This is a genomic window from Mycolicibacterium sp. lyk4-40-TYG-92, from assembly GCF_030209435.1.
Classification (GTDB): Bacteria; Actinomycetota; Actinomycetes; order Mycobacteriales; family Mycobacteriaceae; genus Mycobacterium.
The window spans coordinates 242,806-256,473 of the sequence record NZ_JARVRX010000007.1 but is presented as its reverse complement, the minus strand read 5'-3'; the positions used below and the strand labels follow the sequence as shown (position 1 = coordinate 256,473).

14 protein-coding genes are annotated in these 13,668 nt (G+C 68.8%); 7 read left to right on the top strand and 7 right to left on the bottom strand.

Going from position 1 to position 13,668, the window contains the following annotated elements; translation table 11 throughout:
• A complete protein-coding gene (locus QRN63_RS13520; RefSeq protein ID WP_285031243.1) occupies positions 1–1,110 on the bottom strand; it encodes an adenylate/guanylate cyclase domain-containing protein in 1,110 nt (369 codons plus the stop codon).
• Positions 1,111–1,224: 114 nt separating this feature from the next.
• On the opposite strand from QRN63_RS13520, the gene gcvT reads away from it, so the two are divergent.
• Both gcvT and QRN63_RS13510 read left to right on the top strand, forming a co-directional pair.
• Positions 1,225–2,319: a glycine cleavage system aminomethyltransferase GcvT gene (gene gcvT / locus QRN63_RS13515; RefSeq protein ID WP_285031242.1), complete on the top strand. Its 1,095-nt coding sequence runs from the start codon at positions 1,225–1,227 to the stop codon at positions 2,317–2,319.
• Positions 2,320–2,402: 83 nt separating this feature from the next.
• Positions 2,403–3,521, top strand: a complete 1,119-nt coding sequence (locus QRN63_RS13510; protein WP_285031241.1) for a branched-chain amino acid aminotransferase — start codon at positions 2,403–2,405, stop codon at positions 3,519–3,521.
• 64 nt (positions 3,522–3,585) lie between these two features.
• Here the strand turns inward: QRN63_RS13510 and QRN63_RS13505 are convergent, their stop codons facing one another.
• Genes QRN63_RS13505 through QRN63_RS13490 form a run of 4 tightly spaced genes read right to left on the bottom strand, consistent with a single transcriptional unit; the run spans position 3,586 to position 6,585 of the window.
• Positions 3,586–4,308, bottom strand: coding sequence for an adenosylcobinamide-GDP ribazoletransferase (locus tag QRN63_RS13505; protein ID WP_285031239.1), 723 nt, complete (start codon positions 4,306–4,308; stop codon positions 3,586–3,588).
• 5 nt (positions 4,309–4,313) lie between these two features.
• Positions 4,314–5,375: a nicotinate-nucleotide--dimethylbenzimidazole phosphoribosyltransferase gene (gene cobT, locus QRN63_RS13500; protein WP_285031237.1), complete on the bottom strand. Its 1,062-nt coding sequence runs from the start codon at positions 5,373–5,375 to the stop codon at positions 4,314–4,316.
• Positions 5,372–5,899, bottom strand: a complete 528-nt coding sequence (locus QRN63_RS13495) for a bifunctional adenosylcobinamide kinase/adenosylcobinamide-phosphate guanylyltransferase (protein ID WP_285031236.1) — start codon at positions 5,897–5,899, stop codon at positions 5,372–5,374. Before QRN63_RS13495 ends, cobT begins: the two co-directional genes overlap by 4 nt.
• Positions 5,900–5,904: 5 nt before the next feature.
• Positions 5,905–6,585: a DUF3043 domain-containing protein gene (locus tag QRN63_RS13490; RefSeq protein WP_285031234.1), complete on the bottom strand. Its 681-nt coding sequence runs from the start codon at positions 6,583–6,585 to the stop codon at positions 5,905–5,907.
• 71 nt (positions 6,586–6,656) lie between these two features.
• Between QRN63_RS13490 and QRN63_RS13485 the strand changes: the two genes are divergently transcribed.
• Positions 6,657–7,721, top strand: coding sequence for a glycerate kinase family protein (locus tag QRN63_RS13485; RefSeq protein ID WP_285031233.1), 1,065 nt, complete (start codon positions 6,657–6,659; stop codon positions 7,719–7,721).
• Between the two features lie 48 nt (positions 7,722–7,769).
• Positions 7,770–8,138, top strand: a complete 369-nt coding sequence (locus QRN63_RS13480) for a HesB/IscA family protein (protein WP_061003004.1) — start codon at positions 7,770–7,772, stop codon at positions 8,136–8,138.
• Between the two features lie 26 nt (positions 8,139–8,164).
• Here the strand turns inward: QRN63_RS13480 and QRN63_RS13475 are convergent, their stop codons facing one another.
• Positions 8,165–8,797: an Rv0361 family membrane protein gene (locus tag QRN63_RS13475; protein WP_285031232.1), complete on the bottom strand. Its 633-nt coding sequence runs from the start codon at positions 8,795–8,797 to the stop codon at positions 8,165–8,167.
• Positions 8,798–8,861: 64 nt separating this feature from the next.
• On the opposite strand from QRN63_RS13475, the gene QRN63_RS13470 reads away from it, so the two are divergent.
• Positions 8,862–9,836: a carbohydrate kinase family protein gene (locus QRN63_RS13470; protein ID WP_285031231.1), complete on the top strand. Its 975-nt coding sequence runs from the start codon at positions 8,862–8,864 to the stop codon at positions 9,834–9,836.
• Positions 9,837–9,942: 106 nt separating this feature from the next.
• Here QRN63_RS13470 and asnB read toward each other — a convergent pair whose 3' ends face one another.
• Entirely contained in the window at positions 9,943–11,898 is a 1,956-nt protein-coding gene (asnB, locus tag QRN63_RS13465) for an asparagine synthase (glutamine-hydrolyzing) (RefSeq protein ID WP_285031230.1), read from the bottom strand.
• Between the two features lie 138 nt (positions 11,899–12,036).
• On the opposite strand from asnB, the gene ctaC reads away from it, so the two are divergent.
• Positions 12,037–13,077 (top strand): aa3-type cytochrome oxidase subunit II, encoded by a 1,041-nt coding sequence (gene ctaC, locus QRN63_RS13460; RefSeq protein WP_020103568.1) that lies wholly within the window; start codon positions 12,037–12,039, stop codon positions 13,075–13,077.
• Positions 13,078–13,087: 10 nt separating this feature from the next.
• A complete protein-coding gene (locus QRN63_RS13455; RefSeq protein ID WP_020103569.1) occupies positions 13,088–13,507 on the top strand; it encodes a cytochrome c oxidase subunit 4 in 420 nt (139 codons plus the stop codon).
• The last annotated feature ends 161 nt before the right edge of the window (positions 13,508–13,668 follow it).

Sequence of the window (13,668 nt, the reverse complement as noted above, 5' to 3'; positions counted from 1 at the left end):
TCACTGTGCCTGCCGGGCCGCCCGCTCAGCCTCGGGGCATACCTCGAACGCGGTCACCGGGTCGTTGAAGCCCTTGAGCACCAACGGCTCCCGCGGCGCGACCGGCCATTTGCCGGGCATGTCGTACCAGGGCGCGGCCACCAGAATCTGCCCGGGCTCGGCCGCGGCCACCAGTCGGGCCGCCAGGTTCACCGGATTGCCGAAGTAATCGCCACCGGTGGCCACCACCGACCCGAAGCTCAGGCCGGCGCGCACACTGATGTGCGCCATCTTCGGCCGGGGGTGGTGCACCAGGTCGAGCGCGACCCGCGCCAGCGCCTTCGGTGTCGCGCTGACCCACATCACCGCATCCCCGATGAACTTGACCACCCGGCCGCCGTTGGCGTGCACCACATCATTGGTGATGGCATTGAACTCGCCCAGCAGGCTCGTCAGATCGGCTGGTGACAGCCGCTGCGTGAGCTGCGTGAAATTGGACAGGTCGGCAAACCCGACGCCGCAGTCCAATGTCGATGACTCGTGGTGGACGACGGCGTCGAAATACGTTCGGGCAGCGAACAAATGGTGACGGTGGAAGGAGTCGATCATGCCGCCGATGCGCGGAACGAAGGTGGCCGCCGACCGGTAGGCCTGCGCGGTGACGAGCTCGTCGTGGCTGTGGGCCAGATCGAGCTCCGGCAAGCCGGCACGGCTCATCGACGCCAGCGCCTCCGCCACACGCGCCACGCTCGCACCGATCACTCGGAGGAAGCCCCGCGCCGCGTCGTCGCCGAGCGCGGTCCGCAGATCGGCCCAGGTGCGCAGCGCCTCGATGTCGTTGTCGGTGAGCGTCGGCGTATCCGGGTCGGCGACCGTCAGGCCCAGCACGGACCAGGCCTGTTCGACGTCTGTGAGCGGCAATCCGAGTGCTTCGGCGGCGGCCTTCAGGCTGTGGCTGGGTTGCCCCGACCACTGCACGGCGTCGCCGGCCAAGCCGAACAACCGGCCCTGGCGCTCGGCCGCGACCATCTGCTCCGCGGTGAAGCCCAGGCTGTCCAGGTACTCGATGAGTGGCGCGCGCCGACGCGCATCGGCGATGCCCGCCGCCTCCAATGCGTCGAAATCGACCACGAGATGAGTCTGCCAGCTAGCGGGCGGACGGCGGGCGATCTGACCGTCGACAGCGCCCAGATTGCCGCCACATGCTGACTGCTATCCGACGCACAAGCACTAGGCTTGCTGGCCGTGAGCGAACTGTTGCAGGGCCCGCTGGAAGACCGTCACCGCGAACTCGGGGCGAGTTTCGCCGAATTCGGCGGCTGGTTGATGCCGGTGTCCTACGCCGGCACCGTGGCCGAGCACAACGCCACCCGCGAGAGCGTCGGCCTGTTCGACGTCAGCCACCTCGGCAAGGCCCTGGTTCGCGGCCCCGGCGCCGCCGAGTTCGTCAACTCCGCGTTCACCAACGACCTGCGCCGCATCGGGCCGGGTAAGGCGCAATACACGTTGTGCTGCAACGAATCCGGCGGCGTCATCGACGACCTGATCGCCTACTACGTCTCCGACGACGAGATCTTCCTGGTGCCCAACGCGGCGAACACCGCCGCCGTGGTCGCCGAGCTGCAGCGCGTCGCCCCGCCCGAGCTGACCATCACCGACGAGCACCGCTCCTACGCCGTGCTGGCCGTGCAGGGACCGAAGTCCACCGAGGTGCTCACCGCGCTCGGGCTGCCGACCGACATGGACTACATGGGCTACGCCGACGCCGAATACGACGGCGTCCCGGTCCGGGTGTGCCGCACCGGCTACACCGGCGAGCACGGCTACGAACTGCTGCCCGAGTGGGACCGCGCGGGCGTCGTATTCGACGCGCTCGTGGCCGCGGTGAAGGACGCCGGCGGGGAACTCGCCGGGCTGGGCTCGCGCGACACCCTGCGGACCGAGATGGGCTATCCGCTGCACGGACATGAACTGTCGCTGGATATTTCGCCGCTGCAGGCGCGCTGTGGCTGGGCCATCGGCTGGAAGAAGGACGCGTTCTGGGGCCGCGAGGCCCTGCTCGCGGAGAAGGAAGCCGGCCCCAAGCGGACACTGCGCGGTCTCAAGGCCGTCGGACGTGGCGTGCTGCGCGCCGACCTCACGGTTCTCGATGGCGGCAAGCCGGTCGGCATCACGACGTCGGGCACCTTCTCGCCGAGCCTCAAGGTCGGCATCGCGCTGGCGCTGCTCGACACCGACGCCGACATCGCCGACGGCGCGCGGGTGACCGTCGACGTCCGCGGCCGGGCACTCGAGTGTGAGGTGGTGGCCCCGCCGTTCGTGGCGGCGAAGACGCGGTAGGGGTCGAGCGGGCCACGGGGAACCCGGTCGGGGCGAGCGGAGCGACGGGAAAACGTGATAGCCACGGGCGATACAATCGGCATATGACCGATGGCCCCCTCGAATTCACCGTTTCGCGCGCGACCAATCCGGCGAGCGACGAGGTAAGGACTCAGGTTCTGGCCGACCCCGGATTCGGGCGGTTCCACACCGACCACATGGTGTCCATCGACTACACCGTCGATCGCGGCTGGCACGACGCCCGGGTCACCGAGTACGGGCCCATCGAGCTGGACCCGTCGGCCATCGTCCTGCATTACGCGCAGGAAGTCTTCGAGGGTCTGAAGGCGTATCGCTGGAACGACGGCTCGATCGTGTCGTTCCGTCCGGAGGCCAACGCCGCCCGGCTGCAGTCGTCGTGTCGACGCCTGGCCATCCCGGAGCTGCCCGAGGACGTCTTCGTCGAGTCGCTGCGGCAGCTGATCGCCGTCGACAACGAGTGGGTGCCGGCCGCCGGTGGTGAGGCGTCGCTGTATCTGCGGCCGTTCATCATCGCCACCGAGCCGGGCCTGGGCGTGCGGCCGGCCAACGAATACCGCTACCTCGTGATCGGCTCGCCGGCCGGTGCGTACTTCAAGGGCGGCATCAAGCCGGTGTCGGTCTACCTGTCCACCGAGTATGTGCGGGCGAGCCCCGGCGGCACCGGTGCGGCCAAGTTCGGTGGCAACTACGCCGCCTCGCTGCTCGCGCAGGCGCAGGCCGCCGAGATGGGTTGCGACCAGGTGGTCTGGCTGGACGCCATCGAGCGCCGGTACGTCGAGGAAATGGGTGGCATGAACCTGTTCTTCGTGTTCGGCAGTGGTGGTTCGGCGCGCCTGGTCACCCCGGAACTGTCCGGCTCACTGCTGCCCGGCATCACGCGGGATTCGTTGCTGCAGTTGGCGGTTGACGCCGGCTTCGCCGTCGAGGAACGCAAGATCGATATCGACGAGTGGCAGAAGGGCGCCGCCGCGGGGGAGATCACCGAGGTGTTCGCCTGCGGTACCGCGGCCGTCATCACACCGGTGGCGCACGTCAAGTACGGGCAAGGCGAATCGGCGGGCGAGTTCACCATCGGCGACGGCCAGCCCGGTGAGGTCACCATGGCGCTGCGCGACACTCTGACGGGCATTCAGCGCGGCACCTTCGCCGACACCCACAACTGGATGACCCGCTTGGGCTGACGCCAAGTGTGGGGTTGTGTGTCAACTTCAGCTGATTTTTGGGACACAATCCCACACTCGGCGGCTAGTGGGCAGCCAGCCCCAGCGCGGTCAGCGTCGTCGTGATTTCGACGGCTGCCCCCAGGACGTCGCCGGTGATCCCGCCGAACCGGCGGACGCAGTGCGCCACGAGAAGCGCGGCGACGGCCAGTGCGAGGACGACGACCACCGGGCCCTGCCACAGTCGCGGCGTCGCCCATGCGGACCCGGCGGCCACCGCCACCGTCCACGCCGCGACCACCCACACCGGTTGGCTACCGGCGACCAGCGCACCCAGCGTGCTGCCCGGAGCGGCTGGTACCGACGTACGGCAGGCGGCCAGCGCGGCCACGCGGCCCGCCGTGACGGCGACGACGACCGCCACCGGGCTCAGCGCCGCGAATGTCATGCTCTGCGCGCCGATCGTCACCACGATCGCGGCGACGCCGAACGGGCCGGCGGTGCCGCCGCGCATGACGGCCAGGGCCCGCTCGGGTGGTCCGTAACAGCCGAGACCGTCGACGGTGTCCGACAGCCCGTCGAGGTGCAGGCCGCGGGTCAGAAGGAGTAGCACTGCCACCGCGAGCAGCCCGGCGAGCGGGCCGGTGGCATACACGTGCCCGACGCCCCACACGACGGCCGCGGCGATGCCGCCGAGGATGACACCCACCACCGGAAGCGCGGTCAGCGTGCCCCGGCCGAACGGCTTGTCACTGCGCACCGGGAGGACGGTGCTGAACGCTAAAGCCGAAGCGAGGAAACCGATCACAATTGTCAGTGGGCCGGTTTGTCGGTGACGTTCGCTTCGCCGAACGTGGCCATGGACGCCAGCGTCGCAACCGCGGCTCGCAGCACCGGCAGCGCCACCGCCGCGCCGCTGCCTTCGCCCAGACGCATGCCGAGGTCCAGGATCGGGGTGAGCTGCAGCCGCTGCAGTGCGACCGCATGAGCGGGTTCGGTCGACAGGTGGCCGGCCTGCCACCAGGCCTTCGCGCCGGGGGCCAGCCGGTCGGCGACCAGTGCTGCCGCCGTCACCACCACGCCGTCGAGCAGCACCGGGGTGCGCCGCAGGGCGGCCTGGGCCAGGAAGCCGGCCATGGCGGCCAGGTCCGCACCGCCGCAAACGGCAAGCAGCGCAACGGGATCGGCCTTGACCTGACGGGCGCGGAACAGCGCGTCGCGGATGGCCGCGGTCTTGCGGGCCCAGCCCTCGTCGTCGACGCCGGTGCCGCGCCCCACCACGGCGACGGGCTCGGACGCCGTCAAAGCTGCGACCAGAGTCGTTGCCGGAGTGGTGTTCCCGATGCCCATGTCGCCGGCGATGAGCAGGTCGGCGCCCGCGTCGACCTCCTGATCGGCGATGGTGCGGCCCGCCGCGATCGCGGCGACGGCCTCCTCGGTCGACAGGGCGTCCTCGACGGCGATGTTCCCGCTGCCGCGCCGCACCTTGTGGGCGCCGATGGCAGGGGAGTGGGCCTCGCCGTCGACCGCGATATCGGCCACGCGCACGGTCGCGCCGGCCACTTCGGCCAGCACGTTGATGGCGGCGCCGCCGGCGTCGAAGTTCGCCACCATCTGCGCGGTCACCTCTGACGGGAACGCCGAGACCCCGGATGCCGTCACCCCGTGGTCCCCGGCGAACACCACGATGCGGGGGCGCTCGAATTGCTTTGGCGGACAGACGCCTTGGCACGCCGACACCCAGACCGACAAATCCTCGAGGCGTCCCAGCGAGCCCGGCGGCTTGGTCAGTGTGTTCTGACGCGCGAGGGCGGCCTCCCGCACGTCGGCGTCCGGTTTGGTGAGATCGGGGAACTGGGCGCGGGGATCGCTCATCGGGGCTCCTTGACGGTGAGAGGCTGGCCGGCCACCACGAGCACGACGCGCTCGCAGACCGCGGCCAGGCGCTGGTTGACTGAGCCCAGTTGGTCGGCGAAACGGCGGCCCGACTCCGTGGCGGGGACGACGGTCAGTCCCACCTCCGGGCTGACCAGGGCCAGGGGCGCGGTGAATTCGCGCACCGCAGAAGCCAATTCGTCGACATCGGCCTGGATCGAGCCGCCGGTCCAGGCGGCGCGCCGGTCCATTGCGGCGACCAGCCATCCGCCGATGTCATCGACCATGGTGGGCGTGCTGGTCGCGAGCAAGGTGCGTGCCACGTCGGCGGATTCGACAGTCGACCAGTGTGTCGGTCGGCGGTTCTGATGGGCCGAAACCCGGGCCGCGAACTCGGCGTCGCCGTCGACGGACCCCGTCGCGACGTAACGCACCGAGCCGCTCGGACCCGCCGCGCGGGTGATCCAATCCTCGGCCCACTGCGACTTTCCCGACCGGATGCCGCCGAGCACCAGGGTGCGCACCGGGCTCAGTCGACCTTGTCTCCGCGGTTGACCTGCGGCTTCGGCACGCGCATCCGGCGCAGCTGCGAGGCCCGGCTGGATGCGTAAAAGCCCAGCTTCCAACCACTTTCGGTGTTACCCGGGAACTTCGCGTCCACGCGCTTGTTGATGCGCCGGCTGAGCAGCACACCGTCGACGGCCATGATCACCATCAGGCCCAGCATCGCGACCGACAACAGACCCTGGGTCTGCACCGGCGGCAGCGCCATCATGAAGAACACCAGCACCAGCGCCGACGGCATGAACAGCCCCAGCACGTTGCGCCGGGAATCGACGAGGTCGCGAACGTAGCGCTTGACGGGGCCCTTGTCGCGGGGCAGCAGGTAGGCCTCGTCGCCGGCCATCATCTTGGCGCGGCGCGCGTCCATGTCGGCGCGGCGGGCCACGCGATCGGCCTTGCGCTCTTCCTTCGACTTCGAGTCGCGCAGTTCCTTGCGGCGCTTGCGCGCCTCGGCCGTCGTCATCGGCGCCGGGGCGACCGGGCCGCGCTTACGGTTCGCGCTCTGCTTGGGCGTCGGGCGACCCTTGGGCGCGGTGGTGCGGACCCCGGCGTCCTCGCCCGAGTCAACTGTCGAGCTGACGTCGTCAGCATTGCCGCTCTCGTCTCCGGAGTCGGCGTTGTCCTTCTTGCGGCCCAGCAGATTCACGGTGTCAGGTTACTTCGGCGGCCGCGGTCGGCCGTCATGCACCCGAGCGGCGGGCGGCTTAACCTGCTCCGATGAGAGTTCTGGTCGCCCCCGACTGTTACGGCGACAGCCTCACCGCCGTGGAGGCCGCGGCGGCCATCGCCGCGGGCTGGGCCGCCGCGCGGCCGGGCGACACGCTGGTGCTCGCCCCGCAGTCCGATGGCGGCCCGGGTTTCGTCGACGTCCTGGCCGAACGGCTGGGCGGTCTGCAGACGGCCACGGTGCGCGGCCCGCTGGATCGCGACGTCACCGCGCACTGGGTCCTGCACCGGGACACCGCGTACATCGAGTGCGCGCAGGCGTGCGGACTGGCGCTGCTGGGCGGGCCGCCCACGGTGCGGACCGCGCTCGACGCCACGAGCTTCGGGGTCGGGCAACTGGTGGACGCGGCGCTGACCGCGGGGGCGCAGACGGTGGTCGTGGGTCTCGGCGGTAGTTCGTGCACCGACGGCGGCCAGGGGCTGGTCGCGGCGCTGGGCGGGCTGACGTCGGCACATCGGAGGTTGTCCGGCATCGAGGTCATCGTCGCCTCCGACGTCGAGCACCCGCTGCTGGGGCCGATGGGCGCGGCCGCAGTGTTCGGTCCGCAGAAGGGGGCCGATCCCGCCACGGTGGCGCTGCTGGAGCAGCGGCTCACGGCGTGGGCCCGTGAACTCGAATCGGTGGCCGGCCGCGACGTGGCCGTCGAACCGGGAGCCGGCGCCGCCGGCGGCCTGGGGGCGGCGCTGCTGGCGCTGGGCGGACGCCGCGAATCGGGCGCGACGGTCATCGCCACGCACACCGGGCTGGCTGCCGACCTGGCTGCCGCGGACCTGGTCATCACGGGTGAGGGCCGGTTCGACGACCAGTCGCTGCACGGCAAGGTGATCAGCGCCCTGGTCGGCCAGGCCGGCGGCACGCCGGTGCTGGTGCTGGCCGGGCAGGTGACGTTGGACCCCTCCGCACTGGCCACCGCCGGCGTCGCGGCTGCGCATTCGATCGTCGACCACGCCGGTTCGGTGGAGCTCGCCATCGGCGACGCGGCCAACCAGCTCACCGGGTTAGCTGCGGGCGTAGCCGCTGAACTCGGGAATAACGGCCCGACAAGGTACCGTTGATGGTGCCTGGATATTGCCAGGCAATCGAGTGCGCACCAGGGAGATGCAATGACTGTTGAGGACGCGACCACCACCGGTACCTCGACCGAGACCCACGGCGTGATCTTGTCCGACGCTGCCGCGGCCAAGGCCAAGGCCCTGCTGGATCAGGAAGGCCGTGACGACCTCGCGCTGCGTATCGCCGTGCAACCGGGCGGCTGCGCCGGCCTGCGTTACAACCTGTTCTTCGATGACCGCACCCTCGATGGTGATCTCACCACCAACGTCGGCGGCGTCAACCTGACCGTCGACCGGATGAGTGCCCCGTACGTCCAGGGCGCGACCATCGACTTCGTCGACACCATCGAGAAGCAGGGCTTCACCATCGACAACCCGAACGCCACCGGCTCCTGCGCCTGCGGCGATTCGTTCAACTGATACAACCGGGTCCGTCCGGCGGCCTCCTACAGGGAGTCCGCCGGACGCGGCAGGTACGAGCAGACGAGGGTCTCGCGCGGCTGCACCAGCAGCTGGGCGACAGCCTGGAACTCGTTGTTCTTCGGTCCCGAACCGCGCGGCAGCCGGCCTGACGGCGCCACCTTCATGGTGAACAGCACCTGCGCCTGATTCGGTGACAGCATCACGATCTTGTCGATCGACGTCACATCCGCCTGACCGAACTGCTTGCGGAACGCATCACTGGCCAGATTTGCCACGGTGAAATCCGTGGCGTGATCCTTGATGCCGTCATACAGGCCGCACAGCGCATGCCGCGCCACGGTCTGCTTGTCCTGATGCAGCAACGCGTTCAAGTAGCCCTGGATCGCGGACTTGGCGGTGGCATCGGTCAGGCCGCGATCGCTGGTGCTGCGCACCGCGAAGATGATGCCGCCGATGATGGCGACGACCGCAACGACAGCGCCGACGACCAGCAGGATCCGCTTCCTGTTGTTTCCGCCGCCCGACGGGTACGCCACGGCCGGTGGCAGCGTCGTCGGGTAAGTGGGAGACGGGCCGCCATAAGGGGCTCCGAAAGTGGGGTTCCCCGGACCCGGCTGCGGGGGAATCGATTCCGGGTACGGATATGCGCCGTCCATGTTGACCACAGGCTAGCGCACCCGCGCAGGCGGACCGGGGCGTCAGCCTGGGTAAGCTCGCCGAATGACCATTGCCGTGACCGGATCGATCGCGACCGACCATTTGATGCGCTTCCCCGGCCGATTCGCCGAGCAGTTGCTGGCCGAACACCTGCAGAAGGTGTCGCTGAGCTTCCTGGTCGACGACCTGGTGGTGCACCGCGGCGGCGTCGCCGGCAACATCGCCTACGCCATCGGCATCCTCGGCGGCAGCCCGACGCTGGTCGGTGCGGTGGGCAAGGACTTCGACGAGTACCGCGCCTGGCTGACGTCGCACGGCGTCGACTGCTCGCAGGTGCTGGTGTCCGACTCCGCCTACACCGCACGATTCGTTTGCACCACCGATGAGGACATGGCGCAGCTGGCATCGTTCTATCCCGGTGCCATGTCCGAGGCGCGCAACATCAAACTGGCCGATCTCGTCGCCGCCCAGGGCGAGCCCGAGCTCGTGATCATCGGGGCCAACGATCCCGAGGCCATGTTCCTGCACACCGAGGAATGCCGGAAGCTCGGTCTGGCGTTCGCCGCCGACCCCAGCCAGCAGCTGGCCCGCCTGTCGGGCGAGGAGATCCGTCGCCTCATCGACGGCGCCGCGTACCTGTTCACCAACGACTACGAGTGGGACCTGCTGCTGCAGAAGTCCGGCTGGTCCGAGGCCGAGGTGATGAGCCAGATCGAGCTGCGCGTCACCACGCTGGGGGAGAAGGGCGTCGACATCGTCGGCCGCGACGGTTCGTTCGTCCACGTCGACGTGGTGCCCGAGAACGAGAAGGTCGATCCGACCGGTATCGGTGACGCGTTCCGCGCGGGCTTCCTGACCGGCCGCGGCGCCGGCCTGGGCCTGGAGCGCGCCGCTCAGCTGGCCTCGCTCGTCGCCACGCTGGTTCTCGAGGCGCCGGGTCCGCAGGAATGGACCTGGGACAAGGCCACCGCGCTGCCGCGGCTGTCGGCCGCGTTCGGCGCCGAGGCGGCCGACGAGATCGCCGCTGCGCTGGCGTAGCCCAGCGCCTTCGGCACAGCCGTGGACTGATCACAACCGAGAGTGCGGGAAAACGACCGAATTCAGTGCGAATTCGCGGCCGTATCCCGCACTTTCGGCGTATCGGTCAGAGTTCGACGGGGTAGACCGGCTCGCTGATCTGCGGCGTGACGCTGCCCTCGATGAAGATGGCGTGCCACAGCATGAAGATGAGCACCGTCCACAGGCGGCGGCTGTGATCGCTGACGCCGCCCCGGTGTTCTTCGAGCATCTGTCGCACGGCATCGAGGTCGATGAGATGCCCGGCCTGCGACGCGTTGACCGTCGCGTAGGCCCACTCCAGCAGCTCACCCGAGCGCAGCCAGTGCCGGATCGGCACCGGGAAACCCAGCTTCGCGCGGTGCAGCACGTGGGCGGGCACGATGGGCTCGAGGGCCCGGCGCAGCGCGTACTTGGTCGTGGTCCGGGTGATCTTCTGGTCGTACGGCAGCTTGGACGCCACCGCGAACACCTCGGGGTCCAGGAACGGCACCCGCAGCTCCAGTGAGTTGGCCATGGTCATCTTGTCGGCCTTGACCAGGATGTCGCCGCGCAGCCAGGTGAACAGGTCGAGGTGCTGCATGCGCGCCACCGGGTCCCAGCCCGCGGACTCGGCGTAGATCGGCGCCGTCACATCGGTGTGGGTCCACTCGGGATCGAACCGCGCGAGGGTCGACTGCAGCTGCTCGTCGGAGAAGCTGCGGGCGTTGCCGTAATAGCGTTCCTCGAGCGTCAACGACCCGCGGTGCAGCAGGCTCTTGCCGCGCACGCCGTCCGGCAGCGACTTCGAAGCCTTGCCCAGCCCGCGCCGCAGCCCGCGCGGGACGCGGTCGAAAGCCTTGAGCGACAACGGTTCCCGGTAGATGGTGTAGCCGCCGAACAGCTCGTCGGCGCCCTCGCCGGACAGCACCACCTTGACGTGCTTGCGGGCCTCGCGGGCGATGAAGAACAAGGGCACCAGGGCCGGGTCGGCCACCGGCTCGTCCAGGTACCAGACGATCTCCGGCAGCGCTTCGACGAACTCGGCCTGGCTGACCACCTTGGTGACGTGCCGCGCCCCGATGGCCTCGGCGGAGGCGACGGCCACGTCGACCTCCGAAAAGCCTTCGCGCTCAAAGCCCGTCGTGAAGGTGATCAGTTTGGGGTTGTGCCGCATCGCCAGCGCGGCGATGGCGGTCGAGTCGATGCCGCCGGACAGGAACGCGCCGACGGTGACGTCGGCCCGCATGTGCTTGGCGACCGAATCCTCCAGAACCGCGGTGATCTCGTCGTACCGCGCCTGCTCCTGCCCTGTGACAAACGGCACAGCGGTGAACTTCGGCTTGAAGTAGCGCGTCACCTCGGGCTGCTGGCCCGGGCGGATCCGGGCGTAGCTGCCCGACTCCAGGCGTCGGATGCCGACCTGCAGCGTCTCGGGCTCGGGCACGTACTGCAGCACCGTGTAGTGCTGGACCGCGCGCTCGTCGATGCTGAGGTCGATTCCGGCGCGGGCCGCCAGGTCGAGGATGCACTTCTTCTCGCTGCCCACGATGGTGCCGCCCGGGCCCGTCGCCAGGTACAGCGGCTTGATGCCGAACGGGTCACGCGCGCAGAACAACTCACGGGTCTGCGTGTCCCACAACGCGAAGGCGAACATGCCGCGCAGCCGGTTCAGCGCCGCGGTGCCCCAGTAGTGGTAGGCGGCGACGATAGCCTCGCTGTCGCCCTCGGTGGCGAATTCGGCGCCGAATTCGGTCCGCAGCTCCTCGCGGAGCTCGAGGTAGTTGTAGATCTCGCCGTTGAACACCAGCGCGTACCGATTCGGCGACTCCGGCGGACCCCACCGCAGCGGCTGATGGCTGTGGGCGATGTCGATGATCGACAGGCGGTTGAAGCCGAAGACGACGGTGTGATGACCGTCGCTCGGATCGCTGTCGTCGGCCCAGGCGCCCGACTCGTCCGGACCCCGGTGGCGCATCGGATGGGTGGCATCCGAAACGGCGTTCACCAGGTCACTGGAATGGTCGGCAACAGGGTCGGCCAGGTAGGCCAGCAGTCCGCACACGGCGCCAGTATGCCTGTTCAGGCAGGTGAACTCAGAACTGGCGCTGCCGATTGGCCGGTCGCTTCGCTCGGCGCTGCGGGCGTGGTCTACGCTGCGTAGTATTCGACCGGCTTGACCGACCTCTAGGAGGGCCTCAACGTGACCGCTCGCGGGCTCCGTTTGGTGGCGTTGTCCGCCATTCTCGGCGCGTCGACGCTGCTGCTCAGCGGATGCAGCTGGCAGACCGTATTCGGCTTGGGCTGGCCGGAGGGTATTACCCCCGAAGCCCATGCAAACCGTGACCTGTGGGTCTGGTCGGTCATCGCCTCGTTCGTCGTAGGCGCCATTGTGTGGGCGCTGATCTTCTGGGCAATGGCATTCCACCGCAAGAAGAAGACCGACACGGAGCTGCCGCGCCAGTTCGGCTACAACATGCCGCTGGAGCTGGTGCTCACCGTCGTGCCGTTCCTCATCATCTCGGTGCTCTTCTACTTCACCGTCGTGGTGCAGGAGAAGATGATGGACCACAGCAAGCCTGCTGAGGTCACCATCGACGTCACCGCGTTCCAGTGGAACTGGAAGTTCGGCTACCAGAAGGTCGCCTTCAAGGACAACACCTTCTCTTACGACGGCGCCGACGCCGCCCGCAAGGAAGCCATGAAGTCCAAGCCCGAGGGCAAGGACGAGCATGGCGAGGAGAAGGTCGGCCCGATCCGCGGCGAGAACCCCGAGGACCGCAGCTACCTGAACTTCGACAAGGTCGAGACCATCGGCACCAGCACCGAGATTCCGATCCTGGTCCTGCCGAAGGGCAAGCGCATCGAGTTCCAGATCGCCTCGGCCGACGTCATTCACGGCTTCTGGGTGCCGGAGTTCCTGTTCAAGCGGGACGTCATCCCGAACCCCGAGGCCAACCACTCGGACAACATCTTCCAGGTCACCGAGATCGAGAAGACCGGTCCGTTCGTCGGCCGCTGCACCGAGATGTGCGGCACGTACCACTCGATGATGAACTTCGAGGTGCGCGTCGTGGAGCCGGAGCAGTTCAAGGCCTACCTGCAGTACCGCATCGATCACCCGAAGGCGACCAACGCCGACGCCCTGGTGTCGATCGGCCTGCCGCCGGTGGCCCAGACGACCCATCCGTTCGACTCTCGCCGCGGCGAGCAGGTCGGTTCGCCGGCTCAGGCGAGCAAGTAGGGGATACGCCATGCATATCGAAGCCCGACTTTTCGAGATTCTGACTGCCTTCTTCGCGTTGGCGACCGTCGGCTACGGCGCGCTGACCGCGCTGTACGCGAACGGTGGCATCGAGTGGGCCGGCACCACCGCGCTGGTGCTGACCACCGGTCTGTCGCTGATCATCGGCACGTTCTTCCGGTTCGTGGCGCGTCGTCTCGACACCCGGCCCGAGGACTACGAAGACGCCGAGGTCTCCGACGGCGCCGGCGAGCTGGGCTTCTTCAGCCCGCACAGCTGGTGGCCGCTGCTGATCGCGCTGTCGGCCTCCACCACCGCGGTCGGTATCGGCCTGTGGCTGCCCTGGCTGATCGTCGCCGGCGTCTGCTTCGTGCTGGCCACCGTCGCCGGCCTGGTGTTCGAGTACTACACCGGCCCCGAGAAGCACTGACACCTACGGCCCCTGTGACCTGATCGCTCCGCGGTCAGGTCACAACCGTATGTCAGATGGTCCTCTGGCGCCGTCCGGTACGGCCATGCCGGGCCCATGTTGGGTAATGTCTGCCGAAGGCTGGAGTGTCGCCACGAGCGGCGTTCCTCAGCTGCAGCGAC

Excerpts from the sequence above, each read along its gene's own strand:
- QRN63_RS13510 (WP_285031241.1), top strand. The coding sequence starts at position 2,403 with ATGACCGATGGCCCCCTCGAATTCACCGTTTCGCGCGCGACCAATCCG.
- cobT (WP_285031237.1), bottom strand. The coding sequence starts at position 5,375 with ATGAGCGATCCCCGCGCCCAGTTCCCCGATCTCACCAAACCGGACGCC.
- QRN63_RS13485 (WP_285031233.1), top strand. The coding sequence starts at position 6,657 with ATGAGAGTTCTGGTCGCCCCCGACTGTTACGGCGACAGCCTCACCGCC.
- QRN63_RS13480 (WP_061003004.1), top strand. The coding sequence starts at position 7,770 with ATGACTGTTGAGGACGCGACCACCACCGGTACCTCGACCGAGACCCAC.
- QRN63_RS13475 (WP_285031232.1), bottom strand. The coding sequence starts at position 8,797 with ATGGACGGCGCATATCCGTACCCGGAATCGATTCCCCCGCAGCCGGGT.
- QRN63_RS13470 (WP_285031231.1), top strand. The coding sequence starts at position 8,862 with ATGACCATTGCCGTGACCGGATCGATCGCGACCGACCATTTGATGCGC.
- QRN63_RS13455 (WP_020103569.1), top strand. The coding sequence starts at position 13,088 with ATGCATATCGAAGCCCGACTTTTCGAGATTCTGACTGCCTTCTTCGCG.